The 25,699-nt window shown below is 64.6% G+C and carries 23 protein-coding genes; 16 read left to right on the top strand and 7 right to left on the bottom strand.

Going from position 1 to position 25,699, the window contains the following annotated elements:
- Together ACQR3T_RS13785 and ACQR3T_RS13790 are read right to left on the bottom strand one after the other, a co-directional pair.
- Complete coding sequence (locus ACQR3T_RS13785; protein WP_428693774.1) at positions 1–933, bottom strand: alpha/beta fold hydrolase; 933 nt, start codon at positions 931–933, stop codon at positions 1–3.
- A 24-nt stretch (positions 934–957) separates the two neighbouring features.
- Positions 958–1,452: a phage holin family protein gene (locus ACQR3T_RS13790; RefSeq protein ID WP_428693775.1), complete on the bottom strand. Its 495-nt coding sequence runs from the start codon at positions 1,450–1,452 to the stop codon at positions 958–960.
- Between the two features lie 246 nt (positions 1,453–1,698).
- On the opposite strand from ACQR3T_RS13790, the gene ACQR3T_RS13795 reads away from it, so the two are divergent.
- Together ACQR3T_RS13795 and ACQR3T_RS13800 are read left to right on the top strand one after the other, a co-directional pair.
- Entirely contained in the window at positions 1,699–3,069 is a 1,371-nt protein-coding gene (locus ACQR3T_RS13795) for an MFS transporter (protein ID WP_032380039.1), read from the top strand.
- 150 nt (positions 3,070–3,219) lie between these two features.
- On the top strand, positions 3,220–5,154 hold the full coding sequence (locus ACQR3T_RS13800; protein WP_428693776.1) for a glycosyltransferase family 39 protein: 1,935 nt from the start codon (positions 3,220–3,222) through the stop codon (positions 5,152–5,154).
- A 35-nt stretch (positions 5,155–5,189) separates the two neighbouring features.
- On the opposite strand, the gene acs is transcribed toward ACQR3T_RS13800, so the two are convergent.
- Positions 5,190–7,133: an acetate--CoA ligase gene (acs, locus tag ACQR3T_RS13805; RefSeq protein ID WP_428693777.1), complete on the bottom strand. Its 1,944-nt coding sequence runs from the start codon at positions 7,131–7,133 to the stop codon at positions 5,190–5,192.
- Positions 7,134–7,578: 445 nt separating this feature from the next.
- Here acs and ACQR3T_RS13810 point away from each other — a divergent pair, with 445 nt between their 5' ends.
- The 5 genes from ACQR3T_RS13810 to ACQR3T_RS13830 all read left to right on the top strand — a co-directional run bounded on the left by ACQR3T_RS13810 (position 7,579) and on the right by ACQR3T_RS13830 (position 13,647).
- Positions 7,579–9,201, top strand: coding sequence for a peptide ABC transporter substrate-binding protein (locus tag ACQR3T_RS13810; RefSeq protein ID WP_032380685.1), 1,623 nt, complete (start codon positions 7,579–7,581; stop codon positions 9,199–9,201).
- A 140-nt stretch (positions 9,202–9,341) separates the two neighbouring features.
- Positions 9,342–10,265: an ABC transporter permease gene (locus ACQR3T_RS13815; protein WP_032380042.1), complete on the top strand. Its 924-nt coding sequence runs from the start codon at positions 9,342–9,344 to the stop codon at positions 10,263–10,265.
- Complete coding sequence (locus tag ACQR3T_RS13820; protein WP_094617952.1) at positions 10,258–11,196, top strand: ABC transporter permease; 939 nt, start codon at positions 10,258–10,260, stop codon at positions 11,194–11,196. Before ACQR3T_RS13815 ends, ACQR3T_RS13820 begins: the two co-directional genes overlap by 8 nt.
- A 1-nt stretch (position 11,197) precedes the next feature.
- Positions 11,198–12,871: an ABC transporter ATP-binding protein gene (locus ACQR3T_RS13825; RefSeq protein WP_032380043.1), complete on the top strand. Its 1,674-nt coding sequence runs from the start codon at positions 11,198–11,200 to the stop codon at positions 12,869–12,871.
- Positions 12,872–12,900: 29 nt separating this feature from the next.
- Positions 12,901–13,647, top strand: coding sequence for an oxidoreductase (locus ACQR3T_RS13830; RefSeq protein WP_094617950.1), 747 nt, complete (start codon positions 12,901–12,903; stop codon positions 13,645–13,647).
- Positions 13,648–14,006: 359 nt separating this feature from the next.
- On the opposite strand, the gene ACQR3T_RS13835 is transcribed toward ACQR3T_RS13830, so the two are convergent.
- Positions 14,007–14,852: an HAD family hydrolase gene (locus tag ACQR3T_RS13835; RefSeq protein ID WP_230592590.1), complete on the bottom strand. Its 846-nt coding sequence runs from the start codon at positions 14,850–14,852 to the stop codon at positions 14,007–14,009.
- A 334-nt stretch (positions 14,853–15,186) separates the two neighbouring features.
- Between ACQR3T_RS13835 and ssd the strand changes: the two genes are divergently transcribed.
- From ssd to ACQR3T_RS13870, 7 genes are all read left to right on the top strand, one after another.
- A complete protein-coding gene (gene ssd, locus ACQR3T_RS13840; protein WP_428693778.1) occupies positions 15,187–16,302 on the top strand; it encodes a septum site-determining protein Ssd in 1,116 nt (371 codons plus the stop codon).
- Positions 16,299–17,483, top strand: coding sequence for a TadA family conjugal transfer-associated ATPase (locus tag ACQR3T_RS13845; RefSeq protein WP_428693779.1), 1,185 nt, complete (start codon positions 16,299–16,301; stop codon positions 17,481–17,483). The genes ssd and ACQR3T_RS13845 overlap by 4 nt, the downstream gene beginning before the upstream one ends.
- Complete coding sequence (locus ACQR3T_RS13850) at positions 17,480–18,259, top strand: type II secretion system F family protein (protein ID WP_037176022.1); 780 nt, start codon at positions 17,480–17,482, stop codon at positions 18,257–18,259. Before ACQR3T_RS13845 ends, ACQR3T_RS13850 begins: the two co-directional genes overlap by 4 nt.
- A complete protein-coding gene (locus ACQR3T_RS13855) occupies positions 18,256–18,828 on the top strand; it encodes a type II secretion system F family protein (protein WP_428693780.1) in 573 nt (190 codons plus the stop codon). The genes ACQR3T_RS13850 and ACQR3T_RS13855 overlap by 4 nt, the downstream gene beginning before the upstream one ends.
- A 63-nt stretch (positions 18,829–18,891) precedes the next feature.
- Positions 18,892–19,095, top strand: a complete 204-nt coding sequence (locus tag ACQR3T_RS13860; protein WP_032380048.1) for a DUF4244 domain-containing protein — start codon at positions 18,892–18,894, stop codon at positions 19,093–19,095.
- Positions 19,096–19,118: 23 nt separating this feature from the next.
- Positions 19,119–19,430, top strand: coding sequence for a TadE family type IV pilus minor pilin (locus tag ACQR3T_RS13865; RefSeq protein WP_094609311.1), 312 nt, complete (start codon positions 19,119–19,121; stop codon positions 19,428–19,430).
- Positions 19,427–19,780 carry an Rv3654c family TadE-like protein gene (locus ACQR3T_RS13870; RefSeq protein ID WP_428693781.1) on the top strand — a complete coding sequence of 118 codons (354 nt, stop codon included), beginning with the start codon at positions 19,427–19,429 and terminating at the stop codon, positions 19,778–19,780. Before ACQR3T_RS13865 ends, ACQR3T_RS13870 begins: the two co-directional genes overlap by 4 nt.
- 25 nt (positions 19,781–19,805) lie before the next feature.
- Here ACQR3T_RS13870 and ACQR3T_RS13875 read toward each other — a convergent pair whose 3' ends face one another.
- The 3 genes from ACQR3T_RS13875 to ACQR3T_RS13885 all read right to left on the bottom strand — a co-directional run bounded on the left by ACQR3T_RS13875 (position 19,806) and on the right by ACQR3T_RS13885 (position 24,359).
- Entirely contained in the window at positions 19,806–21,068 is a 1,263-nt protein-coding gene (locus tag ACQR3T_RS13875; RefSeq protein ID WP_428693782.1) for an alpha-hydroxy acid oxidase, read from the bottom strand.
- Positions 21,069–21,164: 96 nt separating this feature from the next.
- On the bottom strand, positions 21,165–21,701 hold the full coding sequence (locus ACQR3T_RS13880; protein WP_428693783.1) for an FAS1-like dehydratase domain-containing protein: 537 nt from the start codon (positions 21,699–21,701) through the stop codon (positions 21,165–21,167).
- A gap of 288 nt (positions 21,702–21,989) precedes the next feature.
- The gene (locus ACQR3T_RS13885; protein WP_428693784.1) at positions 21,990–24,359 is read right to left on the bottom strand and encodes a DEAD/DEAH box helicase; all 2,370 of its coding nucleotides are present in this window, start codon (positions 24,357–24,359) and stop codon (positions 21,990–21,992) included.
- Positions 24,360–24,759: 400 nt separating this feature from the next.
- Between ACQR3T_RS13885 and ACQR3T_RS13890 the strand changes: the two genes are divergently transcribed.
- The gene (locus ACQR3T_RS13890) at positions 24,760–24,963 is read left to right on the top strand and encodes a cold-shock protein (RefSeq protein WP_005248460.1); all 204 of its coding nucleotides are present in this window, start codon (positions 24,760–24,762) and stop codon (positions 24,961–24,963) included.
- A 138-nt stretch (positions 24,964–25,101) separates the two neighbouring features.
- On the top strand, positions 25,102–25,689 hold the full coding sequence (locus ACQR3T_RS13895; RefSeq protein WP_428693785.1) for a hypothetical protein: 588 nt from the start codon (positions 25,102–25,104) through the stop codon (positions 25,687–25,689).
- Positions 25,690–25,699 lie beyond the last annotated feature (10 nt).

Consider the following 25,699-nt stretch of genomic DNA (forward strand, 5'->3'; position numbering starts at 1 on the left):
CTAGTCCTCGCGCACGATGCGCAGGATCTCCTCGGACACCACGTCCGGTGCTTCCTGGTGCACGTAGTGCCCCACGTCCCGCACTGTTCGACGCGTCAGGCCCGGGGCCCAGTGCCGATCCCGATCGAGGGTGGTGGGCAGCACGTACGGATCGAGGTCGCCGATGATCTGCGCGACGGGAATCGAGGTGCGCACGTCGACGGCATCCATGAAGCGCCGGCCGTCGGAGCGGAACTGGCTGCGGAACGCCCAGCGCTGATATTCGAGCGCACAATGTGCGGCACCGGGAATGCGGATGGCAGAGCTCATCTTGGCGGCGGTGTCTGCAAAATCCTCGGTGCTCTTCCACGCGGACCCGGCTCGGCTACGCATCAGTTCTTCCACCGCGCCGCCGCCTCGACGCGTCAGCCGCCTCTCGGGCCGCAGCGGAACCTGGTAGCGAACGAAGTGCGGCAGCAGAGCCGCGCGTTGTGCGGAGTCCTTCAACACGGCGCGGCGCAGGGAGATGGGGTGTGGGGCGTTGATCAGCACCATAGAGCGCACCAGACGTGGATGCAGAGCCGAGCTGGCCCAGCAGACCAGTCCGCCGTCGGCGTGGCCGACGAACGTGGCGTTCGGGTAGCCGAGGGCTCGAATCAGGCCGACGATGTCGCCGGCGAGGGTCCACCCGTCGTATCCGCGTGGGGGTTTGTCGGAGTCGCCGTACCCACGCAGGTCGACGGCGACGGCGCGCACACCGGACCGAGCGAGTGCATCGAGTTGGTGTCGCCACGAGTACCAGAAATCGGCGAAGCCGTGCAGTAGGACCACCAGCGGCGCGTTCGGTTCGTGTTCGCCGACTTCGACGATGTGGAACCGGATTCCGTTGGCGTGGATATCACGATGGATCCACTGTCCCGGATAGCGGACCGTGGACGGATCGGGTTGATTCATACTGCTCGACTCGCCGGGCGTCGACTACTTCTTGTAGCCGGGAATTCCGGGGATGGAATCGTGCTGGTTCGGCAGTACCGTCGACGCCTGCTTGAGCGAGTCGATGGTCTTCTCGGGCTTGCGCAGCTTCTTGACTCTGCGATAGCCCAGGAATCCGAACAGCGCCGCGGCCAACACCATGACGGCGAACACGATGAGGAAGGCCGCCCAGCGGTAGAGCCACACGTCGAGCAGTTCGGCAGCGAAGAAGAAGAAGAAAAACGAGCTGAACAGCAGCACCGTCAGCGCGATGATGAAGAAGACGCTGCCCTGCAGACCCTTCTTGACCTCGCCGGTGACCTCGGCCTTGGCGAGAGCGACTTCGGCGCGCACTAGCGTCGAGACCTGGGTGGTGGCGTCCTTGACGAGATTTCCGATGCTGGCGCTACCAGGGGTGCGGACATCGACATCGGTCAGAGGTATCGACGAAATCGTATTCGGGACGCCGTTTCCGTATCCCTTGTCATTGCTGACGCTCAACTCTCGACCCCTTGTAATCGCTCTGCTCGGTGTTGCGGAAGATCGTATCGACAGTAGTGCCTAGGTAGCAGGTTAACCGCTACGCGGCAGCCGAGCGATGCTCGGCCCGCCGATGGTTACCTCCCCGCCCGTCGAGACAAACACGGAAATGTTGCACCAATCGGCGACGAACAGACCGGGGGGGCGTGAAATTCTCAGGTGTTCATCAGGTAATTTCCAGGGAACTTCCCTCTTCAGGAGCAATTCGTGAGTTCACCACACGCCGTCACGGACGACGGCGCAATTCCCGCACCTCAGGTGCCTCGGTCGCGCATCGTGATCGCCTCGATGGTCGGCACGTCGATCGAGTTCTTCGACTTCTACATCTATGCCACCGCTGCCGTGCTCGTCTTCCCCCGCCTGTTCTTCCCTGCGGGCAACGACACGACCGCGCTGCTCGCGTCGTTCGCAACATTCGGTTTGGCGTTCGTGGCGCGACCCATCGGCTCGATTCTGTTCGGCCACTTCGGCGATCGCATCGGACGCAAGGCAACCCTCGTCGGGTCCCTGCTCACGATGGGTGTCGCGACGTTCGCGATCGGACTGCTGCCGACGTACGCCGCGGTGGGTCTGTGGGCACCGGCTCTGCTGGCGATCATGCGCTTCACCCAGGGCGTCGGCCTCGGCGGTGAGTGGAGTGGTGCGGCGTTGCTGGCCACCGAAACCGCCAAGCCGGGCAAGCGAGCCTGGGCCGCGATGTACCCGCAGTTGGGTGCGCCGATCGGCTTCTTCTTCGCCAACGGCATCTTCTTGCTCATCGTCATCGCGACCGGCTACGACTCCGCGAACTCCGGCACCGACCACGCGTTCCTCACGTGGGGCTGGCGTATCCCGTTCCTGCTCAGCGCGATCATGGTGATCATCGGGCTGTATGTACGACTCAAGCTGGAGGAGACGCCGGTGTTCAAACTGGCCGTCGAGCGCGGCCAGAAGGTCAAGACCCCGTTGGCTCAGGTGTTCAAGACCAGCTGGCGTCAGCTGATCATCGGCACCTTCGTCATGCTCGCCACCTACACGCTCTTCTACATCATGACCACGTGGGTGGTCAGCTACGGAACGGGCAAGGTGGCCGACGTCAACGGTCCCAAGCTGGCCATCCCGTACACGGACTTCCTGGAGCTCCAGCTCATCGCGGTGCTGTTCTTCGCGGCCCTGATCCCGGTCGCCGGGCTGCTCGCCGACAAGTACGGCCGACGTCCGACGCTCATCGTCATCACCGCGGCGATCGTGCTGTTCGGTCTGTCGTTCCATTGGTTCGCCGACCCGTCGTCCGCGTCGGCAGGCAAGATGCTGGTGTTCATGTGCGTCGGCCTCGGACTGATGGGCCTGACGTTCGGACCCATGAGTGCCGTTCTGCCCGAACTGTTTCCGACCAACGTGCGCTACACCGGCTCGGGAATCTCGTACAACACCGCGTCGATCCTCGGTGCCGCAGTGGCACCGTTCATCGCCACCTGGCTGGTGAGCAGCTACGGCGTCGGCTGGGTCGGCGTCTACCTGGCCATCGCTGCAGCACTGACACTGATCTCGCTGATCATCATGAAGGAAACACGAGACCAGTCGCTCGACAGCGTCTGAGCGGCTGCGCCGCACGTGAGCGGAAACTCGTAGCAGGGGTCGAGTTTCCGCTCACCTGCGTAGCTCGTTTCGGTGATCGCTGGACATAGACAGGTGATTGCCAGGAAGTCGGCAGCGGACCCTCAGGGTCGAGGGCAACAGTGATCGCTTGTGACCATCCTTTCTGTGACCACCGCTTTCGAGCGCGACGTGAGTCGACCGCGTTGGGCGATGCCCACTCTTGCCGCCCTTCTCGTCGGAACAGCAGGGGCCTACGCCCTCGATCTGAACCGCGAGCACTGGGGTAACTCCTTCTATGCGGCGGCAGTTCAGGCCGGCTCGATCAGTTGGAAGGCGTTCCTGTTCGGTTCGTCCGACGCCGCGAACTCCATCACGGTGGACAAACCACCGGCATCGCTGTGGATCATGGAGCTCTCGGTACGAATCTTCGGCCTCAACTCGTGGTCGCTGTTGTTGCCGCAGGTCCTGATGGCCGTGCTGAGCGTGGGAATCATGTACGCGATCGTCGCCCGTCGATTCGGATACGGGGCAGCGCTGATTGCAGGCACGGTCTTGGCCACCACGCCGACCTTCGCGCTGATGTTCCGCTACGACAATCCCGACGCCTTGCTCACCCTCACCCTGTTGGGGGCAGCGTGGGCGATGCTGCGAGCTCTCGAAGACGGACGCACACGCTGGCTGGTGCTGACCGGCGCTGTCATGGGTCTCGGATTCCTGACCAAACAGCTGCAGGCGTTCCTCGTCGTTCCGGCTCTTGCCGTGGCCTACGCCGCGTTCGGTCCGCCCAAGCTCGGAACCCGACTCCTACAGTTGCTGGCCGCCGGTGCCGCCGTGCTCGTCTCCGCGGGATGGTGGGTGGCGATCGTGCAACTGGTGCCTGCAGCGGACCGGCCGTGGGTCGGTGGATCGAAGACCGACAGCATTCTGGATCTGACATTTGGCTACAACGGCTTGGGTAGGTTGACCGGTAACGAACACGGGGGCACCGCCGGATCGTCTGCCGGTGATGCAGCGCAGGCAGGCGGTTTCGGTCCGGCCGGGCACGGACCGCAGACGGGCATCACCCGGATGTTCGCGACCGCCCAGGGTGGCCAGATCTCGTGGTTGATTCCGGCCGCGCTGGTACTCGTGATCGCGGGAATCATGTTGCGCGGCAAAGCCCCTCGGCGGGACTTTCAGCGTGCCTGGTTCGTGATGTGGGGGCTGTGGCTCGTCGGGTGCTCGGTGGTGTTCAGCTTCATGTCGGGCACCTTCCACCCCTACTACACGATCGTCGTCGCTCCGGCGATCGCCGCCATCGTCGGAGCGGCTGTCCGCGAGCTGTGGGTGAGGCGCGAAAAGGCCTCGTGGCGTTCGGTTCTGGTGCTGGTTTCGGCGATCACGACGGCTACCGCGTTCGTCTTTCTCGCCCGCACTCCCGAATTTCTGCCGTGGCTGCGATGGGTGGTGCTGGGAGTCGGGGTTTTCGTCGCAGTGGCCCTGGTGTTCCGTCGGTCCCGATCGATATCGATTGCATTGGGGGCGATGGCAATTGCGGTCGCTCTTGCCGGCCCCGTCGCATACGTCGCCGATACCGTGGTCACTCCGCACACGGGAGGTGGCCCGTCGGCCGGGCCTGCGGTTGCGTCCGACCAGGCCGCGAATCGAAGTGGTCTAGGGGGTGAAGATGCCGAGCGGGCAACGCAATTCGGCTCTCCATCGGCTCCCGACCCGGAGCTGACCGCACTCCTCGAGGCCGATCCGCAGAAGTACACCTGGGCGGCCGCGACGATCGGATCCAATGCCGCCGCGGTTCTACAGCTCGCGACCGACGACCCGGTGATGCCGGTGGGCGGATTCTCCGGAACCGACCCGTCGCCCACACTCGACCAATTCGAGGCCGACGTGGCCGCGGGAAAGATCCACTACTTCATCGCGGGAACGGGCAAGACCAGGCCGTCGGCGATCGGTGACTGGGTGGCCGCGACCTTCGCGCCGAGGACAGTCGGTGATTACACGGTGTTCGATCTGAGTGCTCGAGCGGATGCGCCGCATGTGCACGCGGAGCCTGCGGTCGTTCCGCAGGCTCCACTCCGAACCTCGTAGCCCACTACGAGTTTCCGCGCACATGCGCGAAGCGCTTACCGGCCCTTTTTGATTGCCTCGAACACCTTCGGGTCGACGAGGGTGGAGACGTCGCCGAGTTCGCGGCCTTCGGCGACATCGCGGAGGAGGCGGCGCATGATCTTGCCGGAGCGGGTCTTCGGCAGCTCGGGGACGATGGAGATCTCGCGCGGCCGGGCGATCGGTGAAATCTCCTTGGAGACCTGCGCTTTGAGTTCGGCGATCAACGCGTCGCCGGTGTTCTCCTCGCCGGCCCGCAGGATGACGAATGCGACGATGCCCTGTCCGGTGGTGTCGTCGGCGGCTCCGACGACGGCGGCTTCGGCGACACTGTGGTGGGTGACCAGTGCCGATTCCACCTCGGAGGTGGAGATGCGGTGGCCGGAGACGTTCATGACGTCGTCGACGCGCCCGAGGACCCACAGCGCACCGTCGTCGTCGTACTTGGCGCCGTCACCGGCGAAGTACCAGCCTTCTTCGGCGTAGCGCGACCAGTAGGTGTCCTTGTAGCGGTCCATGTCGCCCCAGATGCCGCGCAGCATCGCCGGCCACGGCTCGTCGAGGACGAGGTAGCCGTTGCCGCCGTTGCCCAGTGGCTTGGCGTCGTCGTCGACGATCTTGGCGGAGATGCCGGGTAGTGGGGTCATTGCAGAGCCGGGTTTGGTGGCGGTGACGCCGGGCAGTGGCGAGATCATGATCGCGCCGGTCTCGGTCTGCCACCAGGTGTCGACGATCGGCGCGGTGCCGCCGCCGACGACGTCGCGGAACCAGCGCCACGCCTCGGGGTTGATGGGTTCGCCGACGGAGCCGAGCAGGCGGATCGAGCTCAGGTCGTGGGCTTCGGGAATCTCCTTGCCCCACTTCATGAACGTGCGTACGAGGGTGGGGGAGGTGTAGTAGATCGAGACCTTGTACTTCTCGATGACGTTCCAATGCCGGTGCTCGTCGGGCGAATTGGGGGTGCCCTCGTAGACGACCTGGGTGGCGCGGTTCGAGAGCGGGCCGTAGACGATGTACGAATGTCCGGTGACCCAGCCGATGTCGGCGGTGCACCAATAGACGTCCTTGCCGGCCTTGTGGTCGAAGACGTTGTGGTGGGTGTACGAGGTCTGCGTGAGGTAGCCGCCGGAGGTGTGGATGATGCCCTTGGGCTTACCCGTCGTACCGGAGGTGTAGAGGATGAACAGGGGGTGCTCGGCCGGGAACGGCTGTGCGTCGTGCTCTGTCGACGCCTTCGCGACGGTCTCGTGCCACCACAGGTCACGTCCGTCGGTCCAGGCGACGTCGGAGTCGGTGCGCTTGACGACCAGAACATGCTCGATCGATGCCGCCCCGTCGACTGCTTCGTCGACGGTGTCCTTGATGGGTGCGGGTTTGCCGCGTCGCCATTGTCCGTCGGTGGTGATGACGAGTTTGGCTTCGGCGTCGTCGATGCGTGAGCGCAGCGCGGTGGCCGAGAAGCCGGCGAAGACGACCGAGTGCGTCAGGCCCAGGCGTGCGCAGGCGAGCATCGAGACGATGGCCTCGGGGATAATGGGCATGTAGATCGCGACACGGTCACCGGAGACGAGACCGAGTTCGGTCAGGGTGTTGGCGGCTTGGCTGACCTCGGCGAGCAGGTCGGTGTAGGTGACGTCGCGGCTGTCGCCGGGTTCGCCTTCCCAGTGGATGGCGACCTGGTCTCCGTGGCCGTCGAGGACATGGCGGTCGACGCAGTTGTAGGCGACGTTGAGCTCGCCGTCGGCGAACCACTTGGCGACTGGGGCGTCGGACCAGTCGAGCACCTCGGTGAACGGGGTGTGCCAGTGGAGTCGGCGGGCCTGCTCGGCCCAGAACCCGAGTCGATCCTTCTCCGCGGCGGCGTAGAGATCCGCCTGAGCGTTCGCCTGAGCCGTGAACTCGGCCGAGGGTGCGTAGGAAGCAACCGCGGTCTCGTCGGTTCCGGAGGTACTGGTCGTCATCTCGAATAGCTCTCTTTCGTCCGATGCTTTTAGCCCATGAAACGGCACTCAACAGCCGGTCTCGAGCCCCTAGTGAGGGTAGTCACATGTGATGGCGATCGCACCGTTGCAATCGCCTGCAACCCCCTGATCTGCGGTGATCGGTAGTTTCTGCACGATGGGCGGTCATCAGGGCGCTCGGGGAGTCGGCTCGGCAAGGCTGGAGTCCGCACTGTGGGAAATCGACTTGCTCAAACGTTTCGATCATGTTTCCGACTTACTCGCGGGTCAGCAAAATCTGGGGGAGTTCACATGTTCGTTTCAGGATGTGTCTAAAGTCCATCCCATCAGATCGTTGGAACGGCTCACATGCCGTGCCATGCGGTCGCCCACGAAACCCCCGGGCGTCGCGCCCGAGGAACTGAGCACGGATGACCCCGTGTTCACATCTGGATGGAGGATTTCCTTGCGTATCAAACGTGCCGCGGTAGTCACCACGGCTGTGCTGATGAGTGCGAGCCTGCTCGCCGCCTGTGGCGGTGGTGGCTCGAGCTCCGGCGGCAGCGCCGACGGGATCTACAGCATCTACATCGGCGAGCCCGAGAATCCGCTGGTTCCCGGCAACACCACCGAGAGCGAGGGCAGCCAGGTCCTCAAGGCACTGTTCACTCCGCTGGTCACGTTCAACGACGAAGACAACAGTGTCGAGTACAACGGCGTCGCCGAGTCCGTCGAGTCCGAGGACAACGTCACCTGGACCGTCAAGCTCAAGGACGGCTGGACCTTCCACGACGGCACTCCCGTCACCTCGGAGTCCTTCACCAAGGCGTGGAGCTACAACGCATTGAGCACCAACGCTTTCGGTGCCTCCTACTTCTTCGAGAACATCGAAGGCTACGCAGATCTGCAGGGCAGCGACACCGCCGCGCCCGCCGCGACCGAACTGAGCGGATTGAACGTCGTCGACGACACGACCTTCACCGTCAAGCTCAACGGACCGTTCGCTATCTTCCCGTTGACGCTCGGCTACACCGCGTTCGATCCTTTGCCGGAGGCGTTCTACGCCGACCCGACGGCATTCGGTGCGCGCCCGATCGGTAACGGCCCGTTCAAGGCCGACTCGGATTTCGTCCCCGGACAGGGCTTCACCGTCACCAAGTACGACGACTACGCAGGCGACAACGCGGCCAAGTCCGCAGGCGTCAACTTCAAGGTCTACACGGAGCTGAACACCGGCTACAACGATATCCAGGGCGGTGGACTCGACATCATGCTCGATCTGCCCGAGGATGCCTGGGCCACTGCGCGTGATCAGTTCGGTGATCGTTACGCCGATCGCGCTCGTCCCGACATCACCTCGCTCGGCTTCCCGACGTACGACCCGCGGTTCCAGAACCCGAACGTGCGCAAGGCATTCTCGATGGCCATCGATCGCCAGGCCATCGCGACGGCGATCTTCACCGACACCCGCACCCCCGCAGACTCCTTCGCCTCTCCCGTGGTCGAGGGCTACCGCGCGGACGCGTGTGGTGCCACCTGTGAGCTCAACGCCGACGAGGCCAACCGCCTGCTCGACGAGGCCGGCTTCGACCGCAGCCAGCCGGTCGACCTGTGGTTCAACGCCGGTGCAGGCCACGACTCGTGGATGACGGCCGTGGGCAACCAGATTCGCGAAAACCTGGGCGTCGACTACGCACTGCGCGGCGATCTGCAGTTCGCTCAGTACCTGCCCCTGCAGGACGCCAAGGGTATGACCGGCCCGTTCCGCTCGAGCTGGATCATGGACTACCCGTCGATCTACAACTTCCTGTCCCCGCTGTACTCGTCTGCGGCACTGCCGCCGGCCGGTAGCAACGCCACCTTCTTCAGTGACCCGGCATTCGATGCCGCATTGGCAGAGGGCAACAACGCCGAGGACATCGAAGCTGCGACGGCGGACTACCAGAAGGCAGAGGACATTCTGTTCCAGCAGATGCCCGCTACCCCGCTGTTCTACGGCCTGAATCAGGCAGTGTGGTCCGATCGCGTCTCCGACGTCAAGATCGACAACACCGGCGACATCGTCCTCGAGGACGTCGTAGTCAGCTAATAACGGACGCCGGTGGGTGGCAACGGATGTGACTCCGTTGCCACCCATCGGTTCGTTTCGGCGGTGGGCTTCACGCCCGCCGAAGACCTGCGTGAGCGAGACCCGATTCGCAGGATCGCCGCATCCAAGGAGAAACCACAGTGGGTCGCTACATATCCCGCCGATTGCTGTTGACGATTCCCGTCCTGATCGGCTCCTCTTTTCTCATCTTCGCCATGGTGTACGCATTGCCCGGTGATCCCATCCGCGCCCTTGCCGGAGATCGCCCGCTCGCCCCTGCCGTCGTCGCGCAGCTGCGAGACGAGTACAACCTCGACGACAACCTGTTCGTCCAGTACTTCAAGTACATCGCCGGATTCTTCCAGGGCAACTTCGGCACCGACTTTTCCGGCCGCCCCGTGCTCGACACCATCGAGCGGGCCCTGCCCGTCACCATCAAGCTGACGATCGTCGCCGTGGTCTTCGAGACGGTCATGGGCATTGCAGCCGGTGTCCTGTCGGCCCTGAAGAAGGGGTCGTTCTTCGACAACCTCGTGCTCATTTCGACGACGTTGCTGGTCTCCGTCCCGGTCTTCGTGCTCGGCTTCATCGCGCAGTTCACGCTGGGGGTGAAACTGGGTGTCTTCCCGATCTCCGGTATCAACAACGGGTGGTCGAGCTACCTGCTCCCCGGCCTGGTGCTCGCGTCGCTGTCGATGGCCTACGTCGCCCGATTGACTCGTACGTCCGTGGCGGAGTCGATGGCGGCGGATTACATCCGCACCGCAAAATCCAAGGGAATCAGCAACCGCCGCATCATCGTTCGCCATGCGCTCCGTAATTCGCTGATTCCCGTCGTCACCTTCATCGGTGCCGACGTCGGCGGTCTGCTGGGCGGTGCGATCGTGACGGAAACGGTGTTCAACCTGCCGGGTCTCGGCCGCGCTATCTACGACGCACTGGCGCGTCAGGAAGGTGCCGTCGTCGTCGGCATCGTGACGCTCTTCGTGTTCTTCTACATCTTCTTCAACCTCGTGGTGGACGTTCTCTACGCGGTTCTCGATCCAAGGATTCGCTATGAATAAGGAAGATACGAACGCAGCTCACCACGCCGCGGACGAGGGCCAGCCGGGCAACGTCATCACCGGCGAGGCCGTGGATCTGGTCGGCCAGGCCAGCCTGTGGGGCAACGCGTGGAAGTTCTTGCGCAAGAGCCCCTTCTTCATCATCGGGTCGTTCCTGCTCGCTGTGCTCCTGGTGATGGCGGTGTTCCCGCAACTGTTCGCTCGGGGGATCGACCCACGGGTGTGCTCGCTGTCCAACTCGCGCCAGACCCCCAGCGCCGAGCACTGGTTCGGCACCGACATTCAGGGGTGCGACTACTACGCCAACGTCATCTACGGTGCGCGGATCTCGCTGTCGATCGGCGTGCTGTCGGTTATCGGCGTGCTCATCATCGGTGTGCTGATCGGTGCTCTCGCAGGCTATTTCGGTGGTTTCATCGACAGCATCCTGGCTCGGTTCACCGATGTGTTCTTCGGAATCCCGCTGCTGCTCGGTGCTCTCATTCTGTTGACGGTGACCGCGCAGCGCACGATCTTCACCGTCTCGCTCGCGCTGATCGTGTTCGGCTGGATGACGGCGATGCGACTGGTCCGATCGAGTGTCATCGCGATCAAGAACAGCGAGTACGTCCAGGCTGCTCAGGCATTGGGCGCATCCACGTACCGGATTCTGGTGCGGCACATTCTGCCCAATGCCCTTGCGCCGGTGATCATCTACGCCACCATCTCGGTGGGTACGTTCATCGCGGCCGAGGCGACACTGACGTTCCTCGGAATCGGACTGCAAGCTCCCGAGATCTCGTGGGGCCTGCAGATCAACCTCGGTCAGAACGTGTTCCTGACGGCACCGTACCTGGTGCTGTTCCCGGCCGCGTTCCTCTCCGTCACGGTGCTCGCGTTCATCATGCTCGGCGACGCACTCCGTGACGCACTCGATCCGAAACGGAACTGACATGAGTATCCAGAAGGACACGGTCCTGACCGTCACCGATCTGACGGTCGAGTTCGAGGTCGAGAAGGTATGGCGCAAGGCCGCCGATTCCGTCTCGTTCACCGTCGCGGCCGGTGAAGTACTGGCCATCGTCGGTGAGTCCGGATCCGGTAAGTCGACGACTGCCATGGCCATTCCCGGTCTGCTGGCAGACAATTCGCGCGTCTCGGGCAGTATCGTGCTCGGCGACAAAGAATTGGTCGGGCTGCCGGAGAAGCAGCTGGCCCCGATCCGCGGCAAGAACGTGGCGGTCATCTTCCAGGAGCCCATGACGGCGCTCAACCCGGTGTACTCGATCGGCTGGCAGATCACCGAGGCCATCCGCGCGCACACCTCGCTGTCGAAGAAGGAAGCGAAGGCGCGGGCCGTCGAGCTGCTGAAGCTCGTCGAGATGCCTGATCCGGAGACTCGGGTGGACTACTACCCGCACCAGCTCTCCGGTGGGCAGCGTCAGCGCGCCATGATCGCCCAGGCGCTGTCCTCGGATCCGTCGCTGCTGATCGCGGACGAGCCGACCACCGCATTGGACGTCACGGTGCAGGCCGAGATCCTCGACCTGATGCGCGACCTGCGGAACCGAATCGACGCGTCGATCGTGCTGATCACCCACGACATGGGTGTGGTGGCCGACATGGCCGACCGCATCGCGGTGATGAAAGACGGCGTCATCGTCGAGACCGATGCTGCACGAACAATTTTCAAGAACGCGTCGCATCCGTACACACAGCAGTTGCTGGCCTCGGTTCCGCACCTCGGCAGCAGCATCGAGTCGGTGGCCGCGGGGACCATCGCCGAGCCGAGCGCCGTCGAGGACACCCGCGCACTGAGCATCGTCGACGGCGTCATCGACTACCCGGGCCGCACGGTCTTCCGGGCTGTCGACGGGGTCAGTCTCGATATCGAGATGGGCGAGGTGGTCGGTCTCGTCGGCGAGTCCGGTTCGGGTAAGTCCACGATCGGCAAGGCCGTGGTGGGCCTGAACAAGCTCACCGGCGGCTCGTTGTCCATTGCCGGCGTCGACATCACCAACATGTCGAACCGCGAACTGCGCGCTGTGCGCAGCAAGGTCGGCATCGTGTTCCAGGATCCGGGTTCGTCGCTGAACCCGCGCTGGCCCATCGGCCAGTCGATTGCCGAGCCGATGCTGCTGCACACCGAACTCGGTGCGTCCGAGCGGAACAAGAAGGTCGAGGAACTCCTCGACCAGGTGCACCTGTCGCGAACCATGCGCAACCGGTACCCCCACCAGCTGTCCGGTGGGCAGCGCCAACGAGTCGGTATCGCGCGGGCGCTGGCCCTGGAGCCGACGCTGCTGGTGGCCGACGAACCGACATCCGCGTTGGATGTGTCGGTGCAGGCGAAGGTGCTCGAGCTGTTCAAGGAACTGCAGCGTGAGTACGGTTTCGCGTGCTTGTTCATCAGTCACGACCTCGCTGTGGTGGAGGTGCTGGCCAAGCGCATCGCGGTGTTGAACAAGGGCAAGTTGGCCGAATTCGGTACGACGGACCAGATCCTGCGTCGTCCGACCAACGAGTACACCAAGCGGTTGCTCGCGGCCGTCCCGGTGCCGGACCCGGCCGAACAGGCCAAGCGTCGCCAGGCCCGCGCCGAGCTGTTGGCGGCAGGGGCAAAGTAGGGTGAGGGGAGGGGGTACCGTCGTCTGTCGTGACGGACCCCCTCGCCCCGCTGTTGGAACTGCCCGGAGTTGTCGACTCCGCCGAACGCGCGCGTGACGCTCTGGGCGCGGTGCATCGACACAAGACCAACCGTCGCGGCTGGCCGGCCAACGCGGCCGAGGCTGCTGTGCGTGCAGCTCGGTCGTCGTCCTCGCTCGAGGGTGGTTCGATGGATTTTCCCCGCGACGGTGAAGAAGGCGACCCCATCCTTGCCGGCGCACTCCGCGTCGCCGCCGCCCTGGACGGTGACGCTCTGCAGAACACACTGTCGACCTGGAAGCGCGCCCCGTTGCAGACCCTTGCTCGTCTGCACTTGTTGGCCGCGGCCGACCTCGTCGACGACGCCTCCGCCCTCGGTCGCCCTCGCGGCGATGCGGGAGTCGGCGAGCGACTCGATCTGCTCGCTCAGCTGGTGACCGGTGGCACCTCTGCACCCGCCCCGGTGATCGCGGCGGTGGTGCACGGTGAGTTGTTGACGCTCAAAGCTTTCGGATCTGCCGACGGCATCGTTGCGCGTGCTGCATCGAGACTGGTGGCAGCATCGTCGGGATTCGATCCACACAATCTCGGCGTTCCCGAGGTCAGCTGGATGCGTCGAGCGAACGCGTACCGAGACGGCGCATCGGGATTTGCCGAGGGCACCGCGACGGGCGTCGGCAGTTGGGTGATTCTGTGCTGTGGAGCTTTCGAAGCCGGTGCGGCAGAAGCGACTTCGATTGCCGAGGCTGCGCAGTAGTGAGCACGTAAAAGGGCGGCGATGCCGACTTGCGTCGACGTCGCCGCCCGTTAGCACGGAGCGCCTGGTTACCAAGCGTGCACAGGTGGGCTGTGATGGACTACCACGTGGCCTCGGCGAGGATTCGACAGTGATGAGGTCATCCCTGCAACCGGTGCAGGGTTCTTGCTGATCATTGGCGAATTTCGCAGGCCCACAGCGCTTCTGCCATTAGGTGGCAAGCTCCGCGTGGGTGCCGGTGTCCGTGCTGGGAATCCCGGTCGGGAGAGCGAATCTTCTCTTCCGATTCGTTCTTGGCCTTGCGTTCTTCCGTACGTCCTTTGTACCCCGTGACGCGCCTCACATCAAGGGTTTGTGCCTCATCGTTTTCTACGAAGCAGCCCGTAGGTGATCACACCTGCGGCAAGAGCGCTGAAACTTGCTGCGGCACTGACCGCTACGGTCTTTCCGGACGGGGTCTGGATACGCGATCGCAGCGAGACCGGGTTGGAGAACGTGAGAATCGGCCATCCGTTGGAGGCGGCTTCCTTGCGCAGTGCCCGGTCGGGGTTGACGGCGGTCGGGTGCCCGACAGCGCGGAGCATCGGTACATCGGTGATCGAATCCGAATACGCGTAGCTCGAGGCCAGGTCGTAATCATGTTGCGCTGCCAGGGAGTTCATGGCGTCGACCTTTCCCTCGCCGTAGCAGTAGAAGTCGACCTCGCCGATGTACTTGCCATCCACGGTCACCATCGTGGTCGCCATGCTGTGGTCGGCTCCCAGCAGTTCTGCGATGGGATGCACGATTTCGTCGCCGGACGCCGATACGATCACGACGTCGTGCCCTCTGAGCTTGTGGTCGGCGATGAGGTCGGCCGCCTCGGCGAACACGAGGGGATCGACGATGTTGTGCAGGGTTTCTGCAACTACTGCCCGTACCTGTTCGACGTCCCACCCGGCCGTCATGCTCGCGATGTGGGCGCGCATGCGTTCCATCTGGTCGTGATCGGCCCCGGAGAGCAGGAACAGAAACTGCGCGTAGCTGCTTTTGAGTACTGCCCGCCGGTTGATCAGACCTTGGTCGAAGAACGGCCTGCTGAATGCCAGCGTGCTGGACTTCGCGATGATCGTTTTGTCGAGGTCGAAGAATGCCGCGACGCGCGCTGGGCGTCGGCCGGCGGGGGCGTCGTCGTTGCTCGCGCTCTGGGTCACGTTTGTCACCATAGTGGCAGGTGGTGACCGGAGGATGTCCTGTGGTGGCACTGGCGGACTCGGTCGAAGTTCGTCCAGAAAATCCGACAGTTGAACTTGCAAACAAGGACATCCACGGGTGTAGTATTTTCCATGAGCCCGGTTCATCCCGGGCGGTGTTCAGCCCGACCCCCCGGGGCTGAACCAGACGACCCTCGCCTCCTCCCCCCCTGGCGAGGGTCGTCCTCTTTTCCGGGTTGGGTCGAAAAGTGGTACAGAGGTACCGTTATTCATCCACAGGGCCGAATCTATCCACATTTCCCCAAGTCGCGCGCATCTCGAGCAAATTCTCACGCAGGCTTGGCCCATGAAAACGGACCGGCTACAGCACAGCGCACACTCGTCCGTCGCGATGTCGATCGAACTTCGCGGTCTGCGCGAGGACGTGTATCGAATTGCGGCGGCCGCGGATTGTGTTGTGGAAGAGCAGAACTTACTGGTCGGTATCGATTCGACACGGTCGATCTGGGATCACGCCGGAACTATTTTGGTCGATTTCGCGTCCGCCGAGACCGCTCTGTCGATCGGATATTCGCGACGAGCGGGTGTCGTTCTCGTGACTGCTGCAACGCCGACACTCGACGATTGGCGAACCGCCACCGCGCTCGGTGCCGAACAGGTGATCTCGCTGCCCTCGGACGAGGATGCGTTGGTGCGCCTGCTGGGCGAACCGGCGTCGGCACCGACAGGAGACGGTGGCGTCATCGCCGTGGTCGGCGCGCGGGGTGGAGCAGGATCGTCGACGCTCGCCGCTGCGCTCGGTCTGAGTAGTAGCAGCGCGGGTCGGCGCGCATTGCTGGTGGAGGGCGACCGGTACGGCAGTGGACTCGATCTGTTGCTCGGCTGGGAGAACACGCCCGGTCTGCGGTGGTCCGGGTTGGTCGTCGAAGGTGGTCGAGTATCCGCCGACGCCTTGCACGGTGCACTGCCCACGCGCGACGGGCTGTCCGTGTTGGCCCTCGGCAGATCCGAGAGCCGGAGTCTCGGGCTGACTGCCGTCGCTGTGACGGCTGTGCTCGACGCAGGACGCGCAGCGGGCGATCTGGTGGTGTGTGATGTCCCGCGTCATCCCGGCGACATCTCCGACGCTCTGTACGCCGCCGCGGACCTCGTCGTGCTGGTGCTGCCGGCGGAGCTACGCGCCGTCACCTCCGCGGAAGCGATTGCAGCGCACGTGGCAGATCGAAATGCCAACGTCGGTATCGTCGTTCGAGGACCTGCGCCGGGCGGGCTGCGGGCCGACGATATTGCCGTCGCCCTCGATCTACCGCTGTTGACGTCGATGCGCGCCGAGCCGGGATTGGCCGAGCGACTCGAGCGGGGCGGCCTCGTTCTCGGTCGACGTTCGCCCTTGGCGGCAGCGGCGAGCGGCGTGCTGGAGACCTTCGCGCAGAAGCCCGGCGCACGGCGGTGGGCGGCATGAGTGCCGTTGTCACTGCGGATCTGTTGGACCGCGTCCGTGATCGCCTTGCTGTATCTGCCGCCGCTCCCGTTCCGGCGACCGTGGCCGCGGCCATCCGAGCCGAGGCAGGGGGCGTCATAGGTGACACGGATATGCTTGCGGCGCTGCGCGTTCTGCAGACCGAGCTGACCGGAGCGGGCCCGCTCGAGCCGCTGCTGTCCGAGCCGGGAGTGACCGACGTGCTGGTCACCGCGCCGGACCAGGTATGGATCGATCGTGGGCGCGGACTCGAACGCACCGCGATTCGTTTCGCCGACGAAGCGGCCGTGCGTCGGCTGGCGCAGCGGCTCGCACTGTCGGCCGGTCGGCGATTGGACGACGCGCAACCCTGGGTCGACGGTCGGCTGCCCGGAGTGGGTCGGGACGTGTTCGGAGTCCGGCTGCATGCTGTGCTGGCACCGGTGGCGAGCGGGGGAACGTGTGTGTCGCTTCGGGTTCTGCGACCCGCGACGCAGGGACTGGCAGCGCTGCGCGCATCGGGTGCCGTGACCGACGCCGGCTACGAGCTGCTGCGTCGAATCGTGTTCGGACGCTTGGCCTTCTTGGTCGTCGGTGGTACCGGCGCTGGAAAGACCACACTCCTTGCCGCGCTGTTGGGTGAGGTGGATCCGGCCGAACGGATCGTCTGCGTGGAGGACGCGGCCGAGTTGGCACCGGCACATCCGCACGTGGTGCGTCTTGTAGCCCGCGCGCCCAATGTCGAAGGGGTGGGGGAGGTATCGGTGCGGCAGCTGGTGCGTCAAGCACTGCGGATGCGCCCCGATCGGCTCGTCGTCGGTGAGGTACGCGGCGCCGAGGTGATCGACCTGATGACGGCTCTCAACACCGGGCACGACGGCGGAGCCGGAACGATCCATGCGAACTCTCCCGCCGAAGTGCCGGCGCGTCTGGAAGCCCTTGCGGCGCTGGGTGGAATGGGACGCGATGCGCTGCACAGTCAACTCGCCGCGGCCGTTCAGGTGGTGCTCCACGTTCATCGCAGCGCGGACGGTACGCGACGGTTGCGGGAGATCGGGGTGGTCGACGTCGATCCGACCGGACGGGTACACATCGTGCCGGCCTGGTCTGTGGACGGCGACGCACTGCCGGGTGAGAGTCGACTGGTCGAACTGTTGGACCGCCGCTGCGGGGATGTCCGATGACGGCTGTACTGGTTCTCGTCGCTGTCGCAGTTCTGTTGTGGCCGAACGGTTCCAGGGGACTGGTTATAGAGAAGCGCAGGGCATCGACGGTGCCGCAATGGCTGGTGCCGAGCTGCGCTGCACTGGTTGCGGCTGTCGCGGTGTGGTGGCTCGGCGGCGTCTGGGCCGTGGCCGCAGCGGCGGTGGCGGGAGGTACCGGGTGGACTCGCTTCAGACGTCGGCTGGAGCGCGATCGACGAGCGATCGAATTACACTGGTTGGCAACCGGAGTCGAGGTCATCGTCGGCGAGCTTCGCGTGGGATCTCACCCCGCCACGGCCAGCGCGGTGGCGGCCGACGAATGCGGCGGAATTGCCTCGGCTGCGCTGCGCGGTGCGGCATCGCGGTCCAGGCTCGGCGGCAGGGCGGCCGACGGTATTGCCGCGTCCGATTCGCTGCTGGACGCCGAGCTCGGACGGCTGGCCGCAGCCTGGCACGTGGCCGACGAGCATGGGCTCGCGCTCGCCGAACTGCTCGACGCTGTTCGCGACGACATGCTGGGGCGCAGACGGTTCCGCGAACGAACCGACGCATCGCTGGCCGGTGCGCGGGCTACTGCATTGGTGCTGGCTGGTCTGCCGATCCTCGGTGTTGCGCTCGGCCAGTTGATGGGTGCGAATCCATTGCAGATTCTGCTCGGCGGTGGGGTGGGCGGCGTTCTGCTGTGTATCGGAACGGCACTCGGCTGCGCGGGCCTGCTGTGGACCGACGCGATCACCGGCAAGGTGACCACATGATGTGGGCTGCAGTCCTCTGCCTGGCAACGGCGTTGGTCGCTCTGCCTTCGGTCGGCGGCGGGCTGCGCAGACAGGCAGCCGAGGGGCGCGCCGAGACCGACGTCGTCGATGTTTCGAGACCCGATCCACTCGCGGTGGCAACGACATTCGACCTGCTCGCCGCGTGTTTGCGATCGGGGCTTCCGATCGCAACGGCCGCTACAGCCGCAGCGCAGTCCGCTCCCGCCTCGTTCGGGATCGCGTTACGCAAAGCTGCCGATCTGCTCGAACTCGGAGCCGATGCCGAGACCGCATGGGACGCCGTCGCGCACGATCCGGAAACCGAGGCGTTGGCGCGAATGGCACGCCGATCTGCGCGGGCCGGCTCGTCCATGGCGTCGGCGATGACGGAACTGGCTGCGACGCAACGAACTCGCGCCGAGGACGCGTCGGCTGCTGCGGCCGAACGCGCGGGCGTGCTGATCAGCGGGCCGCTGGGTTTGTGCTTTCTGCCTGCCTTCATCTGTCTCGGCATCATCCCCGTGGTGATCGGCCTGGCGGGCAACGTACTGGGCGGCGGTCTGCTGTGACCGCCGCGCCGACAATCTTCCGGTGCGGAACTGCCGCGTCGGAGAACAGGGAGGGGAATCGAGATGATCGAGAACGCACTGCAGGAGTTGAAGACTCGAATCGTGTTGTTCGGTGTGGAGGACGATGGCATGTCGACCGCGGAGTACGCGATCGGCACCATTGCCGCCGCGGCGTTCGGGGCGGTGCTCTACACGGTGGTGACGGGGGACAGCATCGTGTCGGCGTTGACGGGGATCATCGATCGAGCGTTGAACACTGCCGTCTGATCGCGACCGATGATGACGGTGCCGTGACGGTGGAGGCGGCGTTCGCGATCGCGTCCATCGTCGCGGTGATCGTGGTGTGTATCGGGGCGATCGTGTCGGTCACCATGCACATCGGCTGTGTCGATGCGGCGAGGGAAGCAGCTCGATTGGCGGCCAGAGGTGATGGAGCCCGAGCTGTGTCGGTGGGGGAGCGGGTTGCGCCGGAGGGGGCGCGCATCACGGTGACCGAGGACGGAGAGTTCTTCGTCGCGCGGGTGGAGGTGGAGAGTCCGCTGCCGGGACTGACGTTGTCGGCGGAGGCCGTTGCTGCTGCGGAACCGGTTGCAGTGGAATGAGAACGGGCCTGCGCGACGACGAGGGTGGGGCGACGGTGTTGGCGGCGCTGGCGATATCGGCGTTGATCGCCGTCGTGGTGATGGTGATGCACGTCGGTTCGGCGGTGGGTGCTCGTCATCAGGCGCAGTCGGCGGCCGATCTCGCGGCGTTGGCCGGGGCGGGGGCACTGGACCGTGGGGTGGCCGACGCTTGCGAGTCGGCGCGATCAGTGGCGAGCAGGATGTCGACTGATTTGCGGAAGTGCACGATCGAGGAGTGGGACGTGATCGTGACGGTGGGTCAGCCCGTGTTCCTCGGGCGCTTCGGAATGTCCGACGCCACCGCCTCGGCGCGGGCGGGTCCGGGGTGACCGGAAGCCCACCCGCCTGCAGCGGTCAGCTCGACGTGAAGGTGCGCGCACCTGATTGCAGAGGGGCGAGTCGGGTGAGCTGGGTGACGTGCTCCGGGGTCAGTTCCGCGAGTGAATTGACCTGCAGCAGTTGCATGGTGCGCACGATTTCCTCGCGCAGGATCTCGATCATGCGGTCGACGCCCTCGCGACCTCCTGCCATCAGGCCGTAGAGGTACGCCCGGCCGACGAGCGTGAACGACGCTCCCATCGCGATGGAGGCGACGATATCGGCACCATGCATGATGCCTGTGTCGACGGCTACCTCGAAGTCGGAGCCGACTTCGCGAACGACCTGAGGCAACAGGTGGAAGGGAACGGGAGCGCGATCGAGTTGTCGACCTCCGTGGTTCGACAGAATGATCCCGTCGACTCCCAGTTCGGCCAGACGGGCCGAATCTGCCACCGACTGAACACCTTTGACGACGAGCTTGCCGGGCCAGATGTCACGGATGACGTCGAGATCCTCGAACGAGATCGATGGATCCATCGCTGAATTGAGAAGCTCTCCGACCGTGCCGCCGGTAGAAGACAGCGACGCGAATTCGAGCTTGGCCGTGGTGAGGAAGTCCCACCACCACCACGGACGCGGAATGGCGTTGGCGATCGTCGACGCGGTCAACTGCGGCGGGATGGAGAACCCGTTTCGCTTGTCTCGTAGGCGAGCTCCGGCGACCGGTGTGTCGACCGTGAACAGGAGTGTGTCGAAGCCTGCCTTTGCTGCGCGTTCGACCAGCCCGAACGAGATGTCACGATCTCGCATGACGTAGAGCTGGAACCAGTTTCGCCCATTCGGGTTGGTGGCCTTGACGTCCTCGATCGACGTGGTGCCCAGGGTCGAGAGGCAGAACGGAATTCCAGCAGCCCCGGCTGCGGCCGAACCGGCGTATTCGCCCTCGGTCTGCATCAGGCGGGTGAAGCCCGTCGGGGCGATGCCGAACGGGAGCGCGGAAGGCCCACCGAACACCGTCGTCGAGGTGTCGACTTTGGAGACGTCCCTCAGGATCGAGGGATGAAATTCGACGTCGCGGAAGGCCTGACGAGCCCGCGACAGCGAGATCTCGGCGTCGGCGGCACCGTCGGTATAGTCGAATGCCGGGCGTGGGGTGCGACGGCGGGCGATGGTACGAAGATCGTCGATGGTGAGTGCGGCGTTCAGGCGTCGTCGACGCAGATTCAGATCGGGCTTCTTGAACGATATGAGGTCACGGAGATCGGAGGGGTTGGGTAGCTGCCGGGTGATGGGCATGTGACTGTCTCGATTCTGTGGGCTGATCCTCTCCCCACCACACCACCCGAGGTGTTGGCAACGACGCGCAGGGTGGCGTGCCCGAGCCGCGGCCCGTCAGCTCCGCATCAGGTTGTGCAGCGCATCGGCGACGTCGGGATCGGTGTATCCACCGGTCCGGGCCACGAAAGTCGTTCGGGTGACTGCCAGTACGTCGCCTCGCTGATCGGTGAGGGTGTTATTGGTGACCATCACGTCGCTTCCCGAGGATTGCCGAAACGATTCCAGACACAGGTCGGAGCTGACGCGATCGCCGACCTGCATCGGCCGGCGGATCAGGATTTGTTGATCTGTGTGCAGAACGTCGCTAACGGAATAGCCGATCAGCAGGTGGGCGAACAGTTCGGGAAGCAATCGGGTGCCGATGACGCTGACAAAGGTGACCGGAGCGATCAATGTGGAATAGCCGAGCGCAGCGGCCGCGATTTCGAGGCGATGGGCGGGATGGTCGTCGTGGACGGAACGGGCGAACTCACGAATCTGTTCGCGACCGACCTCGTAATCGTGCGACGGTCGATAGTGGCACCCGACCTTGTCTGCGATGGTTGGAACGGCCGCAGGAGACAGATCCGTTGGTTGGTCGATCACCGTCATGTCGAACCTCCAGAGGCTCCGAGCCTGTGCCGAGTCACCAGAATTGGAACAGCCTCAGAACTGACACGCCGTCAGAGTTGCGCACATTTGCGATCGATCACAGTCGAGTCGACGGTGTGCTGGAGATTCGCCAGGGCTCCTCTTGTTGCCGGGTGCGGGTGTCGGCCCGCGTCGCGTGCAGAACTCTGGCAATTGCGCGCGCGTTTGCCTCGAACCCCGGACGCGGCGAACCCCGAACCGCCGCCGCCGCCCGCTCTCGGTTCCCCAGCGCTCAGGACCCAAGCCGAGTCAACGCTCTCGAGTGACGGCCGCCAACACCGCGGTCAACACTCGAACGGCACCGTCTTTGTCCAGTGGATCGTTGCCGTTTCCGCATTTGGGGGATTGCACACAGGATGGGCATCCGGTCTGGCATTCGCAGGAGACGATGGCGTCCTTGGTGGCAGCGAGCCAATCTGCGATGGCCACGTGGCCGCGGTCGGCGAATCCGGCTCCGCCGTCGTATCCGTCGTAGACGAAGACCGTCGGCAGCCCGGTGTCGGGGTGTAGAGCCGTCGACACTCCGCCGATGTCCCATCGATCGCACGTTGCAACCAAGGGCAGCAATCCGATGGCGGCGTGTTCGGCTGCGTGCAGAGATCCGGGGAATCGTTCGTACGGAACACCGCTGTGCTCCAACAACTCCGGGGTGATGGTGTACATGACGGCTCGGGTGTCGAGGGTCTGGGCGGGCATGTCGAGTTCGATGGAATCGAGTACCTCGCCCGAGAGCAGGCGTCGGAGATATCCGACGACCTGATGGGTGACGTTCACCTGCACCAGTGCGACGCGCACCTCGCCGTAGTCGACGGATTCGTGCACCGCAGTGATCGAGATGTCGGTGATCTCGCGGGCCGAGGTGTTCCACTCGGGTTGCTCTGGATGTACCAGCGCCAGCCCGGCTTCGAGGTCGAGTTCGTCGACCACGAACGACTCGCCCTGGTGGATGTGGACGGCGCCGGGATGTGCAGTGGCGGGCGCTCGTCCACCGTCGACCGTACCGAGCATGCGGCCGGACTCACCGTCGACGATGGCCACCTGCACACCGGTGCCGCCGCGGATGTTCACCGCACCGTGCGGTGACAGTTGCTGGCCCTCGGGCGTGATGAACCATCCGTGCGGACGCTTGCGCACGTAGCCCTTCAGCTCGAGCTCCTCGAGTACCGATTCTGCGCTCAGCTCCTCGGCCTCGGCCAGGGTGATCGGCAGTTCGACTGCAGCGCAGAGCAATTGCGGGGCCAGAATGTACGGATTGGTGGGGTCGGTGACGGTGGCCTCGACGGGCTTGTCCAGCAGGGCCGCAGGGTGATGCACCAGATACGTGTCGAGTGGATCGTCGCGCGCAACGAGAACCAGGAGCGATCCTTCTCCGCGACGTCCGGCGCGGCCGCCCTGCTGCCAGAACGACGCGACGGTACCGGGGAAGCCGGCGACGATCACCGCGTCCAAACCGGCGATGTCGACGCCCAATTCGAGTGCGTTGGTGGTGGCGACGCCCAACAACGTGCCGTCGGACAGATCCGATTCCAGTCTTCGCCGGTCCTCCGCCAAATACCCTGCGCGATAGGCGGCGACGCGTCGCACCAATTGCGGGTCGACGTCGGCGAGAATTCTCTGAGCGCCCAGTGCGGTGACCTCGGCTCCGCGCCTGGAGCGTACGAATGCCAGCGTACGGGCACCTTCCACCAACAGATCGGCCATGATGCGGGACGCCTCCGCGCCGGCGGATTTCCTTACCGGAGCGCCGTTTTCACCGGTGATCTCTTTCAGCAGCGGTGGTTCCCACAGTGCGACGGTGCGGGCTCCGTGCGGGGAGCCGTCCTCGGTGACCTCTTCGCACGGCGCTCCGATGAGGCGGCTCGCAGCCCGCCCTGGCTCGGACGTGGTGGCACTGGCGAGCACGAACACCGGGGATGCGCCGTACCGTGCGCAGAGGCGTCGTAGCCTGCGAAGCACCAACGCGACATTGGACCCGAAAACACCGCGGTAGTAGTGACATTCGTCGACAACCACATAACGAAGATTGCGGAGAAACCGAGACCAGCGCTCGTGCGAACCGAGAATGCCCAGGTGCAGCATGTCGGGGTTGGTGAAGATCCACCGCGCATTGGTGCGTGCCCACTGGCGAATCTCGATCGGAGTGTCACCGTCGTAGGCACTCGGGAATACCTCTGCGAGTTCGCCTGACAGTTCCCGCAACTCGTCGGTGATCGAGATGGTGGTGCGTAGCTGATCGGCACCGAGGGCCTTGGTGGGAGCCAGGTACAGCGCGGTCGCCCGAGCGTCGGCAGACAGCGTCGTCAGAATGGGAAGTTGATACGCCAACGATTTGCCCGACGCGGTGCTCGTCGAGAGCACCACGTGATTGCCCTCGGCGGCGAGTGTTGCCGCACGTGCCTGATGCGTCCACGGTTGTGCGATCCCACGAGAGGTGATCACCTGCACCACTTCCGGGCCCACCCACGACGGCCAGGAGGCGAACTGCGAGGCCCGTGCCGGCAGTTCGGCGACGTGGGTCAGCGGGCTCTCGTTCGCGGGCGAACCCGCCAGTACCCGATCCAACAACCGCTGCCCGTAGCTCGCGCCATCCGCACCGTCCAGCGGATGCTTCTCGCTCACTGCCGGTCTCCATGCATTCGTTCGATCTACAAGCGCCGTCGGGCTCTTCGCGACCTGGGATCCCCATGCTATCGCGGGCCATCGACGGCTCGTTCGTGCCCTGGTGGGAGCCGCAATTCATCCGTCTCGTGTTGTGCGTTTCCACAACATGGGCAAATTGTTCGAAAAGGGTCGGTTTTCGACTGTTGCGAACGTGGAGTTCATGGTTCACTTGACGCGGTCGCAGCTTCTGTGTTCGTTCTACGCTTCGCAGGATCTCATGTTGCGGGCGCGGTACTGGGAGAGCTCGTCCATCAGGGGGAATCCTGAGGGGGATTCGTACAAGTGCAGCGGTCGGAACCGGCCCGATGGATCGAAAGTGCGCTCCATCGAATCCGGTGTTAGAAAGAGAAGGAAAAGCATGGCACAGGGAACTGTGAAGTGGTTCAACGCCGAAAAGGGCTTTGGATTCATCGCACCAGAAGACGGCTCCGCTGACGTTTTCGTCCACTACTCCGAGATTCAGGGCAGCGGCTTCCGCACCCTCGAGGAGAACCAGCGCGTGGAGTTCGAGGTCGGCCAGGGCACCAAGGGTCCTCAGGCAACGGGCGTTCGCGCAGTCTGATCCGAGTCGAGAACTGTCATCCCCCTTTCGCGGTGGGCTCCGGTGGAGCTGATCGCGGGAGGGGGATGACGCATATCCGAACCACCCGAGTGCGGCGAAAGCCGTGAGCGTGGCCGCCGATGTCCTAATGTCCTTGCTGTGAACCAGCTGTCCTTCTTCTCCGCCGAATCGTTGCCGCCCGCGGTGACCGATCTCAGTGGGCTGCTGGCTGCCACCGGCCACGTCGTCACCTCCGCGGGCTCGGCCCGTATTTCTGTCGTCGTCGACGCGCAGTGGCGCGCGGAGGCCATCGCCGAACTCATAGCGCAGTGCGGTCTGACTGCAGAGCTGGGCCGATCGGAGGAGAACCGGCCGCTGGTGCGTACCGCGTCGGTGCCCGAACTGTTCGCACTGGCGTCTCTGTGGACCAAGGGTGCTGTCAAAGCCGTCCCTCCCGGGTGGATACCGAGTTCGCGCGAACTCCGCGCCTGGGTGCTGGCGGCCGGTCGTCCCGAGGCCGAGGGTGAGCGGTACGTGCTCGGACTCGACCCTCACGCACCGGACACCCATTCCGTCCTCGCGCAGTCGTTGATGCGAGCGGGCATCGCGCCGACGCTGATCGGCACTCGCGGCTCCAATCCGGGGCTGAGAATCACCGGTCGACGACGGCTGTTGCGTCTCACCGAGAACGTCGGTGAGGCTCCCCGGAACGTGGACGCACGTACCATTTGGCCGCGCGCGGAGTAGGCCGATATGT

It is taken from the genome of Rhodococcus sp. IEGM1428, assembly GCF_050321865.1.
Taxonomy (GTDB): Bacteria; Actinomycetota; Actinomycetes; order Mycobacteriales; family Mycobacteriaceae; genus Rhodococcoides.